We start from the raw sequence: 21,798 nt of genomic DNA on the forward strand, positions 1-21,798 counted from the left end.
AGTAATAGATTATTTATTTAAAGCTTGTAAGTCAATGTGAAATAATAATTCCTTGGTGCGATTGGGTTCACTGAATAATTTTCATGGACATTATAGTTGATTTCGTCAAACAGATTGCCCACTTTTCCCTGGATCATGAATTTCTTCCATTCGTAGCCCAGGCTGAGGTCTACTGTAGTAAAGCCTTTTACATCGATCATTCTCGTAACCTGGGTCTGGTTTTTAGTATCATTCCATCCGGCTTTCCTGTTTCCGGTATAGAATGCGGTTGCACCAATCTTTAGTCCTTTTGCAAAATTCCTGAAGGTATAGAATACCGATGCATTGGTTGTAAATGCCGGGGTTCTTACCAGTCTTTGGTTTTCCACATATCCCGATACATCCGGCGTTTTTGTATAAACACTGTGGTTATAAGACAATCCTCCGATCAGAGAAAGATTATCAAGAGGATTTCCGGTGATGTCAAGTTCTACACCACGGCTCCTTACTTTCCCGGCATATTCCTTTAAGTTTGAATCCGAATTTGGGGTTCCGCCCGCTGTAAATCTTGCAGTGGTATAGCTATTATTGTTAACAATCTGATACGCTGTTAAATTCACAGCTACCGCATTGTTGAACAGATTTTTCTTAACCCCTACCTCATACTGATCCACAACGGAAGGCTTCAATGGATCAAGGAAAACGGTTGTTCCGGTATTAGGCACGAATGAATTGGTATACGTTGCGAATACGGATAAATTATTATCAGGATTATAGATGATCCCTGCTTTCGGTGAAAAGGCATGATCTTTTGTTCCTGTATCAGGCGTCTTACTATTCGTTCCCGCTACAAAATCCTTGACATCAGTATCGCCGTTTCGTAAATTTGAATAACGGATCCCAGCCAAAACTTTAAATGATTTTGTCAGCTCTAAAAAGTCCTGTACGTAAAATCCGAATCTTGTCGTATTGATCCTGCTTCTGGCTTTTTTTTGAGAATCCGGCATTTCACCGTAGCTCCATGTTGAAGGGTCATCTAAAAGGAGGATTCCGTCCGGGTTTCCATTGGTTCCATAGTAATAGGTGTTGCCATAGCTTTTACCATTTTTAGGATTAAAGTAAGTATAGGAATCTGCAATGCCATAATCACCATCTGTACCGATTAAGATTTTATGGGATAAATTCCCGGTCTTAAACTCTCCATTTAAATTAATTTGTAAGGACGTATAATTCTGTTCATTATATGTTCTGTTCAAAGGTCTTTTCCAGCTTCTGTCAGGTTGCGAAGGAGAATTGTATATCCACTGCACCCTTTCTGTGGAAAAATAATCTTTGCTGTAGTTCTGGTATGAGGCGACAGCGTTCAATGACCAGTTATTATTGAATTTATGATTTACGATAACATCTGTTGTGGCCTGTTGGTTCGTCTGATACTGCCAGTCTGTACCCAAGAACTGTTTTCTGCCGATTTCTGTAGCGAGCCTTGAAATTCCTGTGTTATTATCTGATAAGCTTCCAATCCCGAAATCCGGAGTAAAGTGATGGTACAAATAATCTCCCTCCACAATAATCTGCGTGTTTTCACCGATATTGAACACAAAAGAAGGATTGAAATAGTTCTTTTCAGACTTCACCAGATCTCTGAAGCTTTCCGCATATTCATAAGTACCATTCATACGGAAAGCAATACTTTTACTTAAGGGGCCATAGATATCCACGGTCGGCTTGTATGAATTCCAGCTTCCCGCACTGAAGCCCACGGATCCGCCAAATTCAAATCTCGGCTTCTTGGTAATAAGATTTACAATTCCTCCGGGACCTACATTACCATATAGCATGGCATTGGATCCTTTAAGAACTTCAACCCTCTCCAAACTTGTTACTTCAGGGAACACCCCGCTATTTACCCTGGCCCCGTTTTTAAAGATATTATCATTCCCGAAAGTGAAGCCCCGGCCTCCAAAACTATCCTGAGAACCTCCCCTTGACGATGTAAGGTAAATACCGTTTACGTTTTTTATGATGTCACTGAGCTGTTTGGCTTGTTGCTGCTCGATAATTTCATGAGTGACAATAGCGATCGGTTGCGGAATTTCCATTACCGAAAGATTGGACTTTGCAGATAATGGTTTTGCCTTGTTTGGGTTTCCTGTTTTATGAAGATTGACATCTTCAATGGTCTGAATTCTGATCGTATCATTTTCAGGAGTATATTTCATTTGTGCATGTGCTGATGCCGCAATAGAAAGGAACCCCAAAGTGATGGCTTGTCTTTTCATTTATTTTTATTTAGAGTAGTTTTAAATAAGTGCAAAAGTAAGTATTCCGGAGTATATTTTATTTAGAATCATTAAATATAGCTAAGCTGATTTTTATCATACTTTGAAAGTGAGCGGAGGAATTATCGAAGATGGATGCAAAAAGATTTTTTATAAATATCTTTGTTAAAAATTATAATATGCAATTGGTAAAAGTGGGGCTTTGTGCCTTTGGAATGAGCGGAAAGGTCTTTCATGCGCCTTTTTTAAAGGAACATCCGGGATTTTTAATGTCTGCTGTTGTAGAAAGGCACAGAGAAGATTCTAAAGAAAGATACCCTGAAGCTGTTATTTACCGCTCTGTAGAAGAAATGCTTCAGGCTGCGGATATTGAGCTGGTGGTTGTCAATACACCGGTACAGACTCATTTTGAATATGCCAGGATGGCTCTGGAAGCAGGAAAGAATGTGATTGTTGAAAAGCCGTTTACCGTAGATGTTTCTGAAGCGGAAGAGCTGGTTAGAATGGCTGAAGAAAAAGGTTTATTTATAAGCGTCTATCAGAACAGGAGATATGATCGTGACTACCTGCAGGTACAGAAAGTTCTTGCTGAAGGTAAACTGGGCAATATAAAAGAGGCTGAGATCCGTTTCGACAGATTCCGCACCGAACCCAGCGGGAAGCAGCATAAAGAAAATCCGGGCCAGGCAGGTTCCGGATCTCTTCATGATCTGGGAGCACATCTCATTGACCAGGCGGTACAATATTTCGGCTTTCCCGAAAAGCTTTTTGCAGACGTGTTTTCTATGAAAGGAAATGAATTTGCCAATGATTATTTTGAAATCCTGCTATTCTATAAAAATAACCTGAGGGTCAGGCTAAAATCTTCCGTTTTCAGTAAAGAAGCACACTATGCTTATATAATCCACGGGAGTAAAGGAAGCTTCCTTCAGGAAAGATCGGACAATCAGGAGAATGAGCTGGGAGCGGGCGCTATTCCTGTTTACGGAGAAGAATGGACCCTGCCTTTACAGGACCCGGACGGTATTTTAAATTTCCTGAATGAGCATGCTGAAACCCAAAGAATAATTACTTCCAGTAAGCCTGGAAACTATATGCATTATTATCAGGCAATCTATGAGCATATTGTTTTTGGATACGCATTACCTTCCCCCGGAAAGGAAGTGATCCGGAATATGAAAATCATTGATGCCGCTTTGGAAAGCACAAAAGAAGGAAGGGTAGTTGAATTATAGTGAGTTATGAGTTATAAGTCATGAGTATATGTTTCAGTAATATGGTTTAATTCATAACTCATAACTTTTTCACCCTTCTCCCTGGATTTCCTGGAGCTCAAGCCATCTCATCTCATGGTTTTCAAGCTTTCCGGAAAGGGTTTCAAGCGCTGCCGAAAGCTTTGAGATCTTTTCATAATCAGTTTCGTTGTTGAGCTGTTCAAGGATCTCACCCCGCTGTTCTTCCAGCTCGGGTATTTCTTTCTCGATGGTTTCCAGTTCTTTCTGTTCCTTGAAGGATAGTTTTCTTTTTTTGGAAACGGGCTGGGTACTGGATGTAGCGGTTTCCTTAATCGGTTCCGTTTTGGAAGCCACTGCTCTTTCCAAAGCTTCTTCCCGGCTTTTTGCTTCCCTGTATTCAGAGAAATTCCCTACAAAATCCCTTATTTTGCCGTCTCCTTCAAAAGCCAAAATGTGATCCACGATCCTGTCCATAAAATACCTGTCGTGAGAAACAATAATCAGTGAGCCTTGAAACTGCTGAAGAAAATTTTCCAGAACGGTCAGGGTAGGCAGGTCAAGATCATTTGTCGGTTCATCGAAAATCAGGAAATTGGGGTTCTGGTAAAGGATATACATCAGGTGCAGCCTTCTTTTTTCACCGCCTGAAAGTTTTGAAATAGGAGAATACTGAGTCTGGTCATCGAATAAAAATAACCTCAGAAACTGGGATGCCGACAGGCTTTTCCCATTGGCCAAAGGATAAAATTCAGCAATTTCTTTAATAAAATCGATCACCCTTTCATCTTCTTTATAATTCAAACCTTTCTGGGAAAAGTAACCGAAAGATATGGTTTCACCCGTTTCTATTTCTCCCTTATCTGCTTTTTCCAATCCCTGGATAATATTTAAAAGGGTTGATTTCCCAACACCGTTCTTGCCTACAATTCCCACTTTTTCACCACGCTGGAACTGATAGCTGAAATCTTTCAGTAAAACTTTGCTTCCGAAACTTTTATCGATATGCTTCAGCTCGAGGATTTTCTTGCCCAGACGTTTCATTTCAAAATCCAGTTCAAGAGCCTGCTTCCTGGTATCTGTTTTAGCTACTTTTTCAGTTTCATAAAAAGCGTCGATCCTGCTTTTGGATTTGGTGGTTCGTGCTTTTGGCTGTCGCCTCATCCATTCAAGCTCCTTTCTGTACAGATTGTTGGCCTTGTCGATGGTAGCATTAAGGTTCTCCTCCCGGATCATCTTGTTTTCTAGGTACGTCGCATAGGAGCCATTATGAATATAGAGGTTTTTATCTTCCAATTCCCAGATGATGTCACAGACACTATCCAGGAAATACCTGTCGTGGGTCACCAGCAATAAAGTGATCTTAGCCTTATTAAGATAATTTTCAAGCCATTCCACCATTTCCACATCCAGGTGGTTGGTAGGCTCGTCCATAATTAAAAGAGTATGGCGATGCTCAGCTCTGGTTTCTGTTAAAAGCTTGGCCAGTGCCACCCGCTTGATCTGGCCTCCGGAAAGGGTTTTCATTTTGGCATCAAGATCCGTGATCTTAAGTTGGGAAAGAATTTGTTTCATCTCATTTTCAAGATCCCATGCCTTATGCGCTTCCATTCCGGCTAAAGCCTTTTCAATGAACGCCGCATCAGTGGAGTGAAGAGATTGATGGTAATTCTTAAGAGCCAGAACAGGTTCCGAATCCAGGGTCATCATAAATTCCTCAATGGTAAGTTCGGGATTATAATCAATTTCCTGATCGAACAGGACTACCTGGATATCTTTATTGATGATTACAGTACCGCTGTCGGCAATTTCCTTTCCCATGAGAATCTTAAGAAGGGTAGACTTTCCGCTTCCGTTTTTGGCAACAATGGCAATCTTGTCACCCTCATTGATATTGAAAGAAATATTTTCAAATAAAACTTTTATCCCGTAAGATTTGGTAAGGTTTTCCGCAGCAACGTAATTCATTTTCTGTAAAGATTTCGTAGTGCGAAAATACAAATATTAGCGCTTTCAGCAGATAAATTTACCAGGGAATGTTTTTTTGATGTAGATTTGAATATCATGATCATGGGAGTATGCCGTACAACTTTGAAATCTATAAAGAAGCATCTGATCTACCGGCAGACTGGAACAGCATTATCGGTTGCCATAATATGATGTTGTCTACGGAATACCTTCATGCCCTTGGCCATTCGGGTCCCGGAAATATGGACTGTTATATGGCAGGTTTTTTTGAAAATGACAGGCTGATAGGCGGGGCTTTATTCCAGTACCTGGATTTTCAGTATCATTCCTCCTTTCAAAAGAACAAGGCCTGGTTCGACATCCGGAACATGGCTATCAGAAAGTTCAGTAAGGATATAATGGTGCTTGGGAATAATATGCTGACCGGGCAAAACGGCTTTTATTTTGATCTTTCCAGGATCTCTCTGTCTGCAGCAGTCCTCCTTTTAGAAAAAGCAGCCCGGAAAATGCAAAAGGAGATCAGGAAGACATCTTTGATCATTTATAAAGATTACCGGAAAGATTTTATGGAATATTTTATGGATGGGATATTCCGGTCTTATTACAGGTTTTCTGTTCAGCCCAATATGGTTTTGAATTTAAAAGAAAGCTGGAAGAATTTTGAAGGATATATGAACGGCCTTTCCTCCAAGTACAGGAGCCGGGCCAGATCTGCAAGAAAAAAGATCCCGGAGATCAGGAAGTTTGAGCTGGGGCCCGATGAAATAAAAAAATATGAGCCGAAAATCAATTGGCTTTATCAGAATGTGGCAGGGAATGCCAGATTCAATACTTTTTTTCTGGCAGAGAACCACTTTAAAATCATGAAGGAAAGCTTACAGGAACGTTTTAAAGTCTTCGGCTATTTTTCAGGAGAGGAACTGATCGGGTTTTATACCCTCATATTGAACGGGACAGATATTGATACCTATTTTTTAGGGTATGATAAAGAGCTTCAAAAAGAAAAGCAGCTATACCTCAATATGCTTCTGGATATGGTGGAATTTGGCATCTGCCAGAATTTCAGAAGAATTATTTTCGGACGGACAGCTTTAGAAATAAAGTCTACAATTGGTGCAGAACCCGTTGAGATCTTCGGGCTGATCAGACATCGCAACCTGTTGATCAATGGGTTCATGGGAAGGATATTTACTTTTTTTAATCCTAAAACGGTGTGGGTACAAAGAAATCCTTTCAAAGACGATTAATCCAGGGTCAGGCTTTTCAGGGACCAGGTGCTGCCATTATAAATGTTGAGATCTACTTTGGTATTGATTCCATAAACGATACCGTTTTCCGTAAACTGCCAGAAGTCCCAGTGGTCATCCGGGGAAGGGGCGGGCACATCATTGTAGTTGGCCAGCCACAGCGGATATTCTTCAAACTCTCCTTTCAGAAAGTCTTTGTAATAATGGTAATAAGTATAAATAATGGGTTTTTCACCATAAGCCTCTTCAATGATTTTGCACCAGACCTTTAGATCTTCGATGAGTTTTTTATTGGTTTTGCGCTTCGGGATTTTTTCAATATCCAGAATCGGAGGCAGATCACCGGTTTCCAGTTTTACATTGGTCAGGAAATTATTCGCCTGGATTACAGGGTCTTCATCGGCACGGTAAAAATGATAAGCTCCACGGATGAGATGATGCGTGTGCGCCTGTTCCCAAAAATGATTAAAATGCTTATCGGCACTCCGGTTGCCCATGGTGGCTCGCATAACTACGAATTCCAAAGGAATGGTCTTATTCCCTATGCTCAGGCTGTCCCATTGGATGTCTTCCCTATTCTGGTAATGGGAAATATCGAACCCATAGGTTTTATCAAGATGATCTGTGATTATTCTCTGGATTCTCAGTGATTCTTTTTCACTGTTGTGAAGTTTTTTGTGGGTGAATTTATTAAAATACAATGCATAATAATAGCTTATGGACTGCTTTAAGTAGAAACCCGTGCCAATGAGCGCTACAATCAGGATGGCCAGCACTATTTTCCGGCGGAAAAAGTAATTCTTCCGCCTTTTTTTATGGATCTTTCTGGTGGTCTTTCCGGAGAACTTTTTTGGTGGCATAAAGTTTTGCAAAACTAATTCTTTCACTATTAAAATGCTAAATAAAATCAGTAAATTTGTGTATTATGGAAACACGCGAAAAGATCATCATCATAGGAGGAGGTTTTGCGGGCCTGCAACTAGCAAAGAAATTGAACAATAAAAACAAGAAAGTTATTGTTCTGGACAGGGTGAACCATCATATGTTTCAGCCGCTTTTTTATCAGGTAGCGTGTGGCAGGATAGAGCCTTCCAATATCTCCTTTCCGTTCCGGAAGATTTTTCAGCGTTCCAGAAATACACAGTTCCGCCTTACAGAAGTGAAGGAAATTGATACTGTGAACCATAAGGTGATCACTGATGAAGCGGAATTCAGTTATGATAAACTGGTGATCGCTACAGGTTGCAAGACCAATTTCTTCGGAAACCGAGACCTTGAAAACCGGGCCTTTGGTATGAAGAATACCCAGGAGGCGATCAGTATCAGGAACCATGTCCTGATGACTTTTGAAAAGCTTATTATCGAAAAGAAAAGAAGTGATGACGGGAACTGGAATATCGTTATTGTAGGAAGCGGGCCTACAGGTGTAGAACTTGCCGGAGCATTTGCCGAAATGAAAAAAGATATCCTTCCCAGAGATTATCCCTATATGAATTTTAGCCAGCTTAAGATTATTCTGGTAAGCTCCACGGAAAAACCTCTTGCCGTAATGAGTCCTGAAGCTCAGGAAAAATCTGAAAAATACCTTAAGGAGCTCGGTGTTACCTTCCTTAGCGGTGAATATGTTACGGATTATGACGGGGATAAGGTCATTATGAAAAGCGGCATGGAAATCCCTTCCAATAATGTGATCTGGGCGGCAGGGGTTACAGGAAATGTTGTGGACGGTTTCCCACAGGAAAAACTGACAAAAAACAGATATATAGTAGACCGGTATAATAGGGTCAATGGTTATGATAATATTTTCGCCATCGGGGATATCGCCTATATGGAAACACCTAAATATCCCCAGGGACATCCGCAGGTGGCCAATGTAGCCATCAACCAGGCGAAAAACCTGGGAAGAAACCTTTTAAAAAAGAATCATAGCGACTGGGTGGAATATGAATATGATGATAAAGGCTCTTTGGCTACCATTGGTAAGCACAGGGCGGTAGTAGACCTGCCGTTTATACGGTTTCAGGGATTCCTGGCATGGTATTTCTGGATGTTTTTACACCTGATGCTTATTCTGAGTGTAAGAAATAAACTGGCTGTTTTTTTCAACTGGATGTGGAGCTACTTCAATAAGGATTCATCCTTAAGATTAATTATTTTACCAAATAAGAAAAATGAAACTTTACAATGAGAATTGATATTATTAGTGTACTTCCTGAGCTGATGGAAAGTCCATTTAAAACTTCTATTTTAAAAAGAGCGATGGATAAAGGATTGGTTGAGGTACATTTTCATCATTTAAGAGACTGGGCAACGAATAAACACAGGCAGATAGATGACGAACCATATGGAGGAGGTGCGGGAATGGTAATGATGGTGGAGCCCCTCGATAAATGTATTTCGGAGCTTAAATCCCAAAGAGAATATGATGAAGTCATTTATCTGACGCCTGATGGAGTAACCCTGAATCAGAAAATAGCCAATTCTCTGTCCATAAAAAATAACCTGATCTTTCTCTGCGGGCATTACAAAGGCATTGACCAACGGGCGAGAGACCTGCACATCACCAAAGAAATCTCAATAGGGGATTATGTCCTCACCGGTGGTGAACTCGCTGCGTGTGTTCTGGCTGATTCAGTCATCCGCTTGCTTCCAGGAGTTTTGAATGATGAGCAAAGCGCTTTGACCGATAGTTTTCAGGATGATCTTTTATCCCCGCCGATCTATACAAGACCAGAGGTTTATAAAGGTCTGGAAGTTCCGAAAGTTTTGTTGAGCGGAAATTTTGCAAAAATTGAAGAATGGCGACATGAGGAAGCTGTGAGGATTACCAGAGAAAAACGTCCTGATTTGCTGTAAAAACAATTTGCTAATTCATGGTTTAGGGAATTTTTTTCGTTTCCCGGGGTATAATCTGAAAATAAAAGTAAAATAATCATAATATTTTTAGTTTACATTAAAAATATTATACATTTCTATTGTATTATATATATTAGTTCGTAATTATTAAAGAAAAGTAGATTGATTTAATCTTATACCATTGGGTTTGTTTTTTTTAATTGTTAAAAAGATCAATTACAGTATCTTATCCTGTTGATAATTTTTGTATAAATTGTATTTAATGCATATAAAATTCATGTTAATATATTTAATAAAAATTAATGATATATAAAAAAAAATAATAAATTTACACACTGAATTAAAACTGAGACCAGAAATATGTGTTGATGGAGCTGTTTTCTTTTTATAATGTTGAAAATTTATTTCTTCCTGATCCTAAGCCGGTCCACAAATCGGATCCTACGAAATCAGGGTTACGAAATTGGGACGAAAGGAAATATAGAAACAAGCTTTTTAAGATCTCACATGTTTTTCAGTTGATGAAGGAGGAAAATGGTGTATTGCCATTGATGATAGGATTATCTGAGGTTTCCGGAAGGAAAGTTCTTGAGGATCTTGTTGAAATGGAACCTTTCAACTCAGAATATGGGATCGTACATTACAATTCCATGGATGAGAGAAAGGTGGATGTAACGATGCTGTATGATAAAAATAAAGTTGAAATAATAGATTCAGAAACTATTACTTTCTTCTTTGAAATTGTAAAAAAAAACACAGGGAATTACGACACTACTAGAGATGTACTTTATTCCAAAGTAAAATGTAAAGGGGAAATTATTAATGTCTTTATCGCCCATCTTCCCTCTAAGCGCGAAAAGGATGTTAATAAGCCAAAACGATCTTTTATATTGAATGAGATCCGGAGGCGGATCTTGGATATTGTGCTTACAAGAGAACATGTGATCTTGTGTGGTGATTTTAATGAAAACCCGGATGATGAAAATTTAGTAAATGTTCTTTACAACAATAGTTCTGAAAAAGTATTGGAAAATCCTTTTCAGGCATTGTTTTCTACAAGAAACTATTCTACTTTTCATTATAAATCTGGATTGCTCTATGATCAGATTATATTATCAAAATCTTTTTTTGGTAATGCGGTTCTGTCTTTTCAGGAAGCCGGAATTTTCAGATCTGAGAAAATTAGCAGCCGGGACAGGAGATTTAAGGATCGTCCTTTCCGGACATATGCCGGTACGCGGTATCTGGGAGGTTATAGCGATCATTTTCCGGTTTTTGTAAAATTTAAATAGACTTATAAACAAAAAAAACATAAAAGTAGAACAGATGAAACATTCAAGCAACACTAGCTATCATTTAGATTCAATCGACAAAGAGATTATCTATATGTTAATGGATAATGCTAAAACTTCTTTAGCACACATTTCCAAAAATGTAGGGATTTCAACCACCGCCGTACACCAGAGAATAAAGAAACTGGAACAGGCAGGGGTTATTGAAAACTCCATATCTTTCCTTAACCCCAAAAGGATTGGATATAAGGTTATTTCCTATATCGGAGTATTTTTAGATCAGCCCAGTCATTACCCGGACATGGTAAAATCACTGAAAGATATTAATGAGGTTGTGGAAGCCCACTATACCACCGGTAATTATACCATCTTTCTTAAGGTACTTTGTAAAGATAATGACCATCTGATGCAGATTCTCAACAAACTTCAGAAATTAAAGGGAGTAACAAGAACGGAAACCTTCATATCTTTGGAACAAGGTATTTACAGACAACTGAAAGTATAACAAGACCATGAACATTGCTCAATATTTGGATTCCACCTATCTGAAAACACCGGCCCAGTCTGGTCTTTCAGATGAAGAAACCCTGCAGAAAGATAAAGATCTTGCGCAGGTAGCCATAGATCATAATATCTTTGCAGTAATGATCCGACCGGATTATGTATCGGATATTAAGAAATATATTCAGAAACGGGATTCAAATGTTCGGGTAGGAACGGTAATTGGCTTTCACGAAGGAACAGATTCCATTGAAGAAAAGCTTGCTGAGGCTTCAAAAGCCATTGAAGACGGAGCTGACGAACTGGATTTTGTTATCAATTACAAAGCCTATCTGAAAGGAGATCTTTCCCTGGTAAAGGATGAGTTTGTACAATGTACGCAATTATGCCTGCAACATCATAAAGTGGTCAAATGGATCATAGAAATTGCCGCTTTAACCAATGAACAAATAGCAGACTTTACCGGAAATATCGCCCGATGGGCAAAGGAAAACTTCAATGAAAAGGACCTGCCCGATATTTTTGTGAAATCCTCTACAGGCTTTTATGAAACTACGGGAGGAAAACCTAACGGAGCCACATTGGAAGGAATAAAAATTATGCTTGACCATGCCGGAAAGCTTTCTGTGAAAGCGGCCGGTGGTGTGAGAACTCCTGAGGATGCCGAAAAAATGATCGCCATGGGAGTGAAAAGAATAGGAACATCTTCGGCTTTGGCTTTAATTAAAAAGCAGCCTGGCTCAGAAGAATATTAAATTACTCAAAAAACAAAAAACCATCAATCCGTTGATGGTTTTTTGTTTTATACCTGCTCTTGAAATTCTGCGTAAAAATCCTGAGTTTCTTTAATAAGTTCATCCATTTCGGATAAAGTGAATATCTCCAGGAATTTTTTTCTGAATTCCTTAAAATGAGGAACTCCACGGAAATAATTGCTGTAATGCTGCCTCATCTCTATCAGGCCCAGTCTTTCACCTTTCCACTCCGCGCTCCATTCCGCATGTTGACGAACGGCCAATAGCCTGTCCGAAATAGTAGGTGCAGAAAGATGCTCCCCGGTTTTAAAAAAGTGTTTGATTTCATTAAAAACCCATGGGTAACCGATGGCTGCACGCCCGATCATGATTCCGTCACAAGCATATTTCTGCCTGTATTCCAAAGCTTTTTCAGGTGAATCCACATCGCCGTTCCCAAAAATCGGGATTTCAATATTCGGGTTTTGTTTGATTCTTGAAATATGCTCCCAGTCTGCCTCACCCTTATACATCTGTGCGCGGGTTCTGGCATGGATGGTTAAAGCTTTGATACCGGTTTCCTGCAGACGTTCCGCAACCTCGTCGATATTGATGGAATTGCTGTCCCACCCCAGACGGGTTTTTACGGTTACCGGCAAATGAGTAGAGTTTACCACAGCTTTTGTAAGACGTACCATAAGGTCTATATCTTTCAGAACTCCTGCTCCTGCCCCTTTACATACCACTTTCTTCACGGGACATCCAAAGTTGATGTCTACCAGATCAGGATTTACCGTTTCAACGATTCTTGCGGACATGGCCATCGCTTCCTCATCACCGCCAAAAATCTGTATGCCGACAGGCCTCTCGTAATCGAAGATGTCTAGTTTTTTTCGGCTTTTGATAGCATCACGGATCAATCCTTCGGAGGAAATAAACTCTGAATACATTAAATCTGCACCGTGCATTTTACACAGCCGCCTGAATGGAGGATCACTTACATCTTCCATCGGAGCCAACAAAAGCGGAAATTCCGGCAGTTCTATATTGCCTATTTTTATCATGGCGCAAATTTACGAAATTCTAAACTTTCAAAAATATGATAATATCTATCAGTATAATGGCGAATGGTCAGTTGTTTAAAAGCTTGCTTTTACCTGCATGCTGCCGATATGGATGGTCCTGTCCCCAGAATTTCTGCCTTCGTAGTTTAGATTAAGCTGTAGGAAAGAATTGATCGCCTGCTGCACAAAAATACTCCACACCTGGTTTTTGCCGGGCTTCAGCCCGTCCAGCATCTGGTTACCGACAATGCTGAAGCTGTTTCCCGTGAAATTATTATTAATAAAAGAGAAATTTCCTCTGATGGAAGTTTTTTTACGTTCCCACTGAATGGTGCCCGTAATATCAAGGGTCTTAAGAAATTCTTCCCCGTCTGTTCTTTTTTTCTGTCTGAAGGCAGACGAAAGTTCCGCCTGGATTGCATCAGTGAACTTATAGGTTGCCTTAGGCTTACTTTCAAAGTTATCCAAATGGTAATCTCTGGTTGCAAACAGCTGTGACGAGTTGGTGATATTGGAAACGGAATTTTCCCAATCCACCCTGAATTCTTTGTTGAACCAATATCCAACGTTCAGGAAATGGGAGGTTTGCTCCCGTTCCTCATTGCTGAAATTGGCATTGATAAGGTTATCATTGGAAATAAAACGGTAATTACCGTTCCAGCCGGATTTCTCTGTAGGACTAAACTGGATCGAGGCCAGGATATTTTGATTTTTCAGGATCTGATCATCATTCTTTTCAAACGGATTCAATACCAGAACCTTATCTTTTTTATAAAAAGAATTTTGAGAATTTAAAGAGATATTGAAATTCCAACGTTTCAAAAAGGCATTCTCTGAGTTGAAAACCACGGAAGGGTTAACGAATAAAGCCAGCTGTATCTTATTTTTATTGGAAGGAATATAGGTCACGGAATTAGTATATATCCTGATATACTGCGCCAGATCAGAATATTCAGCGATCTCAAATTCATCAATCTGCTGTATACCATCACCATTATAATCCGTCCACTTATAGATACCCTGCCCGTCCGTAACCTTGATGTACTGAAATTCCCTTTGTGCTTCCTGCCCGTTCCCAAGCTCATAAAAAGCCTGTAAACGCATACCATTCCTGAAGAGCTGCTGGTTATACAGAATATTTCCAACCACAAAATCGTTATTTCTGGACATATCTGCGTCCTGGTTATGATAAAAGAATTTCCGGTAATGCAATAACGCATTTAAAGTGGTTTTTTGTGTTTTGATGATCTGGCTTTCCGCCATGAATCCCAGGATGTTATTCATACTCTGAAGTCTGTTGTCCCTCACAGAGTCATTATCCCTCATATATACTTTAGCCAGTAGCTTGGTCCTTGTACTGTCACCAATTTTTTTCTGAACAAAAATTTCTTTCCAGCTAAAGCTGGTAACATCCAGCAATTGGGTATCATTATACTTCTTTTCATTATGCTCCATGCTTCCACCGATAGCCCAGCTCCCTTTCTTTCCGGTATATTCTGTGGAAACACCTCCTCTTATAAATTTGGTATCCTGAAGAATTGCATTGGTATTCAGGTAAGAAAGATTTCCTTTGGTTAAGAATTTACCTTTAAGCCAGCTGAAATCCAGATCATTCTTGATTCCCTTATAAGAATCCTGCTCATCGAGGTAATTGACGCGGTAGTTTAAAGTGGAAGTATTATTCCATTTGTTCAGAAAACTGAAAATAAATCTGTTTTGTGTGATCTGGCTGAATTCCTGGGTAAGGTTGAAGTCTCTTGAGAATTCCACATCATTGATACGGTCCAGGATATGGAACTGCTTGTCAATATACTGATACTCGAAACTCGGCGTTCCTTTCCAATTATTCTTAGTAAAAGTTTTATTCCCGAAAATACGCCAGGCGTATCCTATATTTTCATTAGCATCCTTGGAAGAGAACAGGTTCACGTCATAATTGCTCAATGAAAAATCCGCTCCTATTCTGCCTTCATTCAGCTTATATTCGGTATTTAAGGAATAGACCTGCGATTTCTCCGGAGAAGGCAGTTTCCTTACTGCTCTGTAATCTCCTGCGTTGGGACCTACATACTCAAAAACCCGCCCGTTATTGGTAGTCTGGGTAATTTTATAATCTCCTAAATTAGCTCCGAAATAAGTAAAGGAAACCTGATAAAGTGTTTCGTTGGCATCTGTTGAAAACTCATAATGATTTCCATTTGGGTCCTGTACCAGCCGGTATAAGATCTTATTGACGTCATAGGGGGTTACTACCGCCGAAGGAGCATACATCAGATCAGGATTGTTCCCGGCATTTGCCAGGATCTGCTCATCCTCGGGAGACAGATTTAATGATAAGGGAGCATTTTTATTGTCATTCTCCATGAACCAGTTGAGCCCTAATTTTAATTTTTCCCTTATGTGCTCTACTTTTCCGGTGAACAAATACCTTGAATAATTCCTGTTGGTATAATTATAGGAAATGGTAATGAAGTTTTGCTGGAAGATCGGCCGAAAGCTGGTAAAAGTAACCTCCCCGGTGTTATAGTTAATCACATAATCCTGGTTTTCTCCACGCTTCATCAGAATACCATCAATGAAAACCTGCTCTGATCCGGAAATCAGTGTGATGAACAACTCTCCGTTCTTACCCGTCAGACGATAAGGTCCCTGGTTACCCTCAACACCCTGGAAACGCACCCTGTTGAATTCACTTCGGGCTACTCCCATAGAGACATCCACCAGGGTTTTATTATCTTTCCCGAACTGTGTCTGAAATTCAAGCCCCATGCTTCGGCGCTGATATTTTGCAAAGTAATTTTTGTCTTCAAGCAAATCCAGATGCCCTGCCCTAAGGATTGATTTATCCTTTATATTAAGCTGCATATAAATCTTATCAAACTCTTCCAGGGTTTGGGTATAGCCGTCAGCCTGGATAGGCAGGTTATGGTCTGAAATACTTGCCAATATGGTCACATCCTTGGAAAGTCTGCCGGAGATTTGAAGATCCATGGAACTTTGTACGGATTGTCCCTGATTATTACCAAATGTGATTCCCCGGATGATGGAACCTTTTGAATTCAGCTCTCCCAAAAACCTTTTTTTGTCGTTTTTTGCCAGTACGGCTTCATCCACAATGATCCGGTTGCTGGTTTTTACAAAATCCATTGTATCCTTGGCAAAAATGTCCTGTTCAAGTCTGGCGGCAATGATGCTGTCTTTCTTAATGCTGTCTTCCGGAAGGTTTGGATTTTTCCACGTGAAAACTTGGGCATTACCGAAAAATATGCCCAGGAAAAACAACATGAATGTCAGAATATAACGCCGCAAATCCTTAAAATAATCGGTAAAAATAACTAAAAAATACCAAAGGGAGAGGTTTTGGAATTATTAACAAAAAATTAATCGGATTATTGTTTTGGATTTAAAAATTGACGTAATTTTATTATGTAAATTATCAATAATTAAAAATATGAATCATGAAAAAAATCTTTACTATCTTAGGTATTATTGCTGTATCTGCCACAAACGCACAGATTATTATCAATGAAGTATATGGGGGTGGAGGTAACTCCGGAGCTACATATACCAACGATTTCGTTGAACTGATCAATAAAGGAGCCACATCTTTAACTTTAACGGGCGCTTATCTTCAATACGCATCTGTATCCGGAACTTTTGGTGCCAATAATAAACTGGAGCTGCCTGCTATAACCTTAAATCCCGGCCAGAAATATCTGATTCAGCTGGCTACCGGGGCAGGAGGAACCCAGGCTCTGCCCAATCCTGATTTTGTACCTTCCGGAACTACTGCACCAAATGCACCATTAGCACTTTCAGGAAGTGGAGGCAAGATCGCCTTAACGTCAAGCTCTACCAGCCCGACAAGTGCAACAGACTCTAATGTGCTGGATTTTGTAGGATGGGGTTCCGCCAACCAATATGAAGGTACGGCAGCAGCTCCTGGCACAACCAATTCTACATCAATATCCAGAACCAATGCTATAGATACCAATAATAATGGGGCAGACTTTACTACCGGCGCACCAACGCCAGAGTCAAGCTCAGGTACCTTAGCTGTAACAGATATATCAGAAGAAAAAGAAAGGCTGGTTAAAAATAGCTTTATTAAAAACGATGAAATTACTTTCGGAGCCAGAACTAAAGACGTTAAAATTTACAATATGTTCGGGCAGGTGGTAAAAAAAGCTTCCGTAAAAGAAAATGAGGCATTGAACATTGCTGAGCTGGCAAAAGGCAGCTATATCGTTACAGGAACGGTAAATAATCAGCCGGTTTCCCAGAAGATACTGAAAGATTAAAGATCTGATATCTTTAAAAATATGAAAGCACCATGAAGATGGTGCTTTATTTATTTTGATTATTCTGGAATCGTGTTTGAATCCCGCATTTAATACCATCCTCTTCTGGCTGCATTAATGATGGAATTAAGGTTCAATACTAAAGTGTACCTTATGCGTTTGGCATAATCCTTAAAAGACGGTTCAAAACCCAAAGAGGACTGAACAGGGAAATAAATTTCAAGGAAATCGGGGATCAGGCGTACCTTTATCCCGCTGTCCCAAATGAATTGCGTGGATGTATTTTTATTCTTATAAACACCGGCATCCGCATATACATGAAATATTTTCCAGACGCTGGAGTCTACATTTACAGATGTGATCCACTGATTGACGCTTCCGGGAATAAAGGACTTAAAGCCGCCATCAGCCAGTATGAACTGCTGGGATAAGATTCCGCTTGTTGCGCTTTCCCCTAAAAGAGTGTATGAGAATGAATAATTGGATACCCTGGAAATCCCGTAGTTGAATGTATTGTTCCGGGTTTGGTTTCTCAGAAAATATCCTGCAAAAAGCCTTAAGCTCAATTTTTGTTTTGGGGCAAATTCCCATCTGTAAAAGCCTTCAGCGGTCACCTTATTGAAATCTTCCATCCACTGGGTGCTTACGCTGAGACTTTTCTCATGGATCATCTGGTTATCCGTATAGCTGTAGCCCACGCTCCAGAGATTATATTTGCTGTAATCATTATTGCTGATCATCAAAGGGCTTAAATCCCTTTCAAAATAGTTGTATGAAAGACCAATCCCACGGCTTACCGTACTTCTTGGGTTTTTTCTGAAATTGATGCTTGAAAAAATACTTGCCTTTCTATAAGCCAGGTCATAATCATAATGGAAATATGATCCTGAAACGCCTAATGTGAGGCTCCTGATCATGCTTTCAGCCGGCAGGAAAGAATAGGAAATCGCACCTGTGCCGGTCATTTTCCCTGTTCCTGAACTGTACATCGGAGTAAAGGAATAAAGGAACTTCTGGTCAAAAAAAGACTGATTTTTAAGATTTATTCCCAAAAGGAGCTTATCATAAGTGTTATTAAAACGAATCCTGGGACTGATGTAAATCTCATTGAACTCAGGATTCGGAATATCCTTGATAAGCTTTAATTTTATCTTCTTTGTATTAGAGAATAATCCTTTGGCATATAAAAAATTATCTCTGTATTTTGATTCGGGGAAGATGTAATCATCATTCAGGGTGATCTTATTGATATCGGAAGCAGGCACGGAAAATGTCTGTGACCTTTCATTTTCTCCTGTTTCTATCCAGTATTGTTTTACCTCTTTTTCTGTCGTTTCAGTTTGTAATTTTACCGGAATGGCATTGTCTGTATTTTTTACGATCCTGATGTTTAAAGAATCACCCTCTTTCCGGAATCTTTTCAATTTAAAGTTGATCCTGTTTTTTTGGCTGAAGAACTCCGGTAAATAACGGGTATTTCTGTCTTTTTCCGAAAGCTCCTTTAAAAAATCATGCGGATCAATCTGCTTATCCGAGCTTCTGGCGATATAATCTTTTAGCAGGAAATTGAAATTTTCATACCCCATTTTATCCGCTGAGTAATCAAACAGGCTTCCTGTTTCAAAACTGCTGATTGCCATATCATTAAAATTACTCAGAACGGTAAACTTTTCATCGATTTTCTGATCAAGGTTCTGGGACATGATATATTGATAGGCGAGACCATAGCGATCGACTAACTTAATTTTTGATGCGTAAAGCAGTTTCAGGGGTCTTACCCCGAAAATTTTAGTTTCCGGTAATGAGCCGAGCAGTTTGGTATTTCCGTAGAACTTTTTCAGATATTGGATCTCGAGATAAGATTTCAAGCCGTTTTTGAACCAGTGGTGATGCTGCTTATCCGCAATGATACTTTCATCCAGGATCTTTTTGGCCATGATCCCAAAATAATCCAGATCCGTTTTTTCAGCCTCCGTGAAGAGCCTGAATCTGAATTTCCAGAAAGAAATATCATTATTCCCGAAGAAATCTTCCTTCCCCCGGAATTTATCAGAAATAAACAGCTTTCCGGGAAGCGAACCTATTCTTTCTTTGATGAACTTTAGCTGTAAAGGCAGATAGAATTCCAGGTTCTGCTTTTCTTCAGGTTTCAGGATATACCCGAATTGTATTTCAGTATTGATATCTCCGGTATTGACCTTTATTGAAGGATATTCATCCTGTGAGATAAAAAATTCAGGATCCGAATTCAGGTAACCCCCGAAAGCATTCATTCTGATCTTCGGGAGATTGCTTTCAATGTGATAATTGGCAGGAATGTCAAAATTCACGTTCCAGAATGTATGGAAGCTCACGGATTCCTCAATATCGTAATAGCTTCTTTTGGAAATATTGTCCGGATCAAAATGATCCGGGACAATGAAGAAATATTTTAAAGCTATACTTTTATCAGAGGTTCCGTAACCTGTAAATTTTTTGTCCGGAAGCTGGATCTGATACTGAAGTTGCAGTCTGATACTTTCTCCCGGTTTTATAATTGTATCCAAAGGGAGAAAAAGATTCTCATCTGTAATATTGCTCACAGAAACAGGTTGGTTATCCGGAGTTCTGATATCCAGGCTAAGGATCTTACCCCATTCTTCTTTTTTGGCAAAATGCAGATCACTGTTTCTGTCCTCCAGTTTTCTGTATACCAAAGATGTTCCTCTCTTGTTATAAGCGGATACCCAGTTTAAGAGCTTTACGGTATTTAGATCCTTTTCAGAATTATTGTAATAGACGAGCTTCTGCTTTACGTCCAGTATTCTTTTATCTGAAGACAGTCTGGCTTCAATATGGATGCTGTCTTTCTGTGCAGAAATTTCTGCAACACCAAAAAACAGAATAAAGCAAATGCTGATGACCTTTTTCAATATCCGGATAGTATCAATGATTATTTTGACTACACTTTGTCAGATTTTAATTTTGGATTACTTTTTTTTCCAAAGAGTGCAGGTAAGCGTTCCATCCTGCATTTTTATAGGTAATTGCCGCTTCTTCCGGGTCTGAGGCTTTATATATTCCTCTTCCTACGATAATGAAATCCGTGTGAAGGGTTTTAAATACATGTTCCGGAGTATTGTATTGCTGGCCTTTCCCGTCACCTGAGTCTGCAAGATTTACTCCCGGGGTAAACAGCAGTATTTCTTCCGGAACAGGGTTTTGGGAAACTCCACCAATTACATTAGGGTGAGAAAGGGCTATTTTGAGGGCTTCTTCACGGTAGCTGCCGGAGGTAAGGGTACCTTTGGAAGACATGCCGATGATGGCAACCACACCTACATTGCTGAAACAGTCCAATGATTCAAAGCCTCCGATCACCTGTGATGTTACAAAATCTGCCCAGTCTGTGATCCTGAAGACCCCGCTGGTAAACTGTAGCTCCTGCGTATTTCCGATGTCGGCAAATTTTCTGTCTTCCATTAACAAAAACTGGTGCTTTACAGCCAACTCTTTTAAAGGGACAATTGTTTTATCATATTCAAAATCAGAAATGATATCGATATGGGTTTTCAATGCAATAATATGAGGCCCAACCTTGTCTGCCAGATTCAGCAATTCCCGGGTCGTGGTGACATCTGCGGAAGCTATGAGATTGGATTTTTTAGCTAAAGCGGTTTCCAGCAATTTTTTAGAAACGGAGTGCTGGGCGTATTTTAATTTCTGCTTGTAAGACTGGCGGATTTTTTCCTCAAACTGGATATGGTTCCCTAAAAGGAAATCCTGAATCCTTTTTACCTCATCATCTGTGAGTTGTCCGTCTTCCTGAAGGATGCTGCATACCTCAGAGATATTGAAAAGTGTATGGACCCTGTATCCTTTGCTTTCCAGGAGCTGTTTTCCACCCTGCTCCCTGTCCAGTACCACCACAATGTCCGCCACCTTGATATCTTCCTGTTCGATCTCTGCAATGGTTTCCAATAAAGATTTTCCGGAAGTAATGACGTCTTCTACCAAAAGGCAGTTTTGTCCTTTCTGGTAGATGCCTTCGATCATCTTTTTAGTGCCGTAGTTTTTTGCTTCTTTTCTTTTTATGATAAGGGGAATATAGCTTTCCAAAGACATGGCTGTAGCCATAGGAAGCGCGGCGTAAGGAACTCCGCAGATCAAATCAAAATTATCCAGAGGAAGCATTTCCAGCAGATAATTGGCAAGATTTTTTAAAATTTTGGGATCTGAAGCCAAAGGCCTTAAATCAACATAAAAGGGGCTCTCTATGCCACTTTTTAAGGTGAATCTTCCGAATTTGATGATGCCGAGTTTATAGCACTCTAAAAAGAATTCTTTTTTACTTTCCATTATTTTT

The 21,798-nt window shown here is 39.7% G+C and carries 15 protein-coding genes; 8 read left to right on the top strand and 7 right to left on the bottom strand.

Annotation, left to right across the window (positions count from 1 at the left end; translation table 11 throughout):
• Positions 1–17 precede the first annotated feature (17 nt).
• The gene (locus ABMQ40_RS11330) at positions 18–2,258 is read right to left on the bottom strand and encodes a TonB-dependent siderophore receptor (RefSeq protein ID WP_370899624.1); all 2,241 of its coding nucleotides are present in this window, start codon (positions 2,256–2,258) and stop codon (positions 18–20) included.
• 179 nt (positions 2,259–2,437) lie between these two features.
• Between ABMQ40_RS11330 and ABMQ40_RS11335 the strand changes: the two genes are divergently transcribed.
• Entirely contained in the window at positions 2,438–3,493 is a 1,056-nt protein-coding gene (locus tag ABMQ40_RS11335) for a Gfo/Idh/MocA family oxidoreductase (protein ID WP_370899626.1), read from the top strand.
• Between the two features lie 69 nt (positions 3,494–3,562).
• Here the strand turns inward: ABMQ40_RS11335 and ABMQ40_RS11340 are convergent, their stop codons facing one another.
• The gene (locus tag ABMQ40_RS11340; RefSeq protein ID WP_370899628.1) at positions 3,563–5,458 is read right to left on the bottom strand and encodes an ABC-F family ATP-binding cassette domain-containing protein; all 1,896 of its coding nucleotides are present in this window, start codon (positions 5,456–5,458) and stop codon (positions 3,563–3,565) included.
• A gap of 110 nt (positions 5,459–5,568) precedes the next feature.
• Here ABMQ40_RS11340 and ABMQ40_RS11345 point away from each other — a divergent pair, with 110 nt between their 5' ends.
• The gene (locus tag ABMQ40_RS11345; RefSeq protein ID WP_370899630.1) at positions 5,569–6,705 is read left to right on the top strand and encodes a GNAT family N-acetyltransferase; all 1,137 of its coding nucleotides are present in this window, start codon (positions 5,569–5,571) and stop codon (positions 6,703–6,705) included.
• On the opposite strand, the gene ABMQ40_RS11350 is transcribed toward ABMQ40_RS11345, so the two are convergent.
• Positions 6,702–7,565, bottom strand: coding sequence for a glycoside hydrolase family 25 protein (locus ABMQ40_RS11350; protein WP_370899632.1), 864 nt, complete (start codon positions 7,563–7,565; stop codon positions 6,702–6,704). The two genes, ABMQ40_RS11345 and ABMQ40_RS11350, sit on opposite strands and share 4 nt — an antisense overlap.
• A 65-nt stretch (positions 7,566–7,630) precedes the next feature.
• On the opposite strand from ABMQ40_RS11350, the gene ABMQ40_RS11355 reads away from it, so the two are divergent.
• The 5 genes from ABMQ40_RS11355 (at position 7,631) to deoC (ending at position 12,109) form a co-directional block, all read left to right on the top strand.
• Positions 7,631–8,893: an NAD(P)/FAD-dependent oxidoreductase gene (locus ABMQ40_RS11355; protein WP_370899633.1), complete on the top strand. Its 1,263-nt coding sequence runs from the start codon at positions 7,631–7,633 to the stop codon at positions 8,891–8,893.
• Positions 8,890–9,561 (top strand): tRNA (guanosine(37)-N1)-methyltransferase TrmD, encoded by a 672-nt coding sequence (gene trmD, locus ABMQ40_RS11360; protein ID WP_370899635.1) that lies wholly within the window; start codon positions 8,890–8,892, stop codon positions 9,559–9,561. Before ABMQ40_RS11355 ends, trmD begins: the two co-directional genes overlap by 4 nt.
• 368 nt (positions 9,562–9,929) lie before the next feature.
• Entirely contained in the window at positions 9,930–10,853 is a 924-nt protein-coding gene (locus ABMQ40_RS11365) for an endonuclease/exonuclease/phosphatase family protein (RefSeq protein ID WP_370899637.1), read from the top strand.
• A 34-nt stretch (positions 10,854–10,887) separates the two neighbouring features.
• Positions 10,888–11,358 (top strand): Lrp/AsnC ligand binding domain-containing protein, encoded by a 471-nt coding sequence (locus ABMQ40_RS11370; protein WP_370899639.1) that lies wholly within the window; start codon positions 10,888–10,890, stop codon positions 11,356–11,358.
• Positions 11,359–11,365: 7 nt separating this feature from the next.
• The gene (gene deoC / locus ABMQ40_RS11375; RefSeq protein WP_370899641.1) at positions 11,366–12,109 is read left to right on the top strand and encodes a deoxyribose-phosphate aldolase; all 744 of its coding nucleotides are present in this window, start codon (positions 11,366–11,368) and stop codon (positions 12,107–12,109) included.
• Between the two features lie 47 nt (positions 12,110–12,156).
• Here deoC and dusB read toward each other — a convergent pair whose 3' ends face one another.
• A complete protein-coding gene (dusB, locus tag ABMQ40_RS11380) occupies positions 12,157–13,152 on the bottom strand; it encodes a tRNA dihydrouridine synthase DusB (protein ID WP_370899643.1) in 996 nt (331 codons plus the stop codon).
• A 75-nt stretch (positions 13,153–13,227) separates the two neighbouring features.
• Positions 13,228–16,437 (bottom strand): DUF8818 domain-containing protein, encoded by a 3,210-nt coding sequence (locus tag ABMQ40_RS11385; protein ID WP_370899645.1) that lies wholly within the window; start codon positions 16,435–16,437, stop codon positions 13,228–13,230.
• 173 nt (positions 16,438–16,610) lie between these two features.
• Between ABMQ40_RS11385 and ABMQ40_RS11390 the strand changes: the two genes are divergently transcribed.
• Entirely contained in the window at positions 16,611–17,453 is an 843-nt protein-coding gene (locus ABMQ40_RS11390; protein ID WP_370899647.1) for a lamin tail domain-containing protein, read from the top strand.
• 89 nt (positions 17,454–17,542) lie between these two features.
• On the opposite strand, the gene ABMQ40_RS11395 is transcribed toward ABMQ40_RS11390, so the two are convergent.
• Complete coding sequence (locus tag ABMQ40_RS11395) at positions 17,543–20,365, bottom strand: gluzincin family metallopeptidase (protein ID WP_370899649.1); 2,823 nt, start codon at positions 20,363–20,365, stop codon at positions 17,543–17,545.
• A gap of 46 nt (positions 20,366–20,411) precedes the next feature.
• The gene (gene pyrF, locus ABMQ40_RS11400) at positions 20,412–21,791 is read right to left on the bottom strand and encodes an orotidine-5'-phosphate decarboxylase (RefSeq protein WP_370899651.1); all 1,380 of its coding nucleotides are present in this window, start codon (positions 21,789–21,791) and stop codon (positions 20,412–20,414) included.
• Between the last annotated feature and the right edge of the window lie 7 nt (positions 21,792–21,798).

The sequence above is a fragment of the Chryseobacterium gossypii genome, from assembly GCF_041361455.1.
Classification (GTDB): domain Bacteria; phylum Bacteroidota; class Bacteroidia; order Flavobacteriales; family Weeksellaceae; genus Chryseobacterium; species Chryseobacterium gossypii.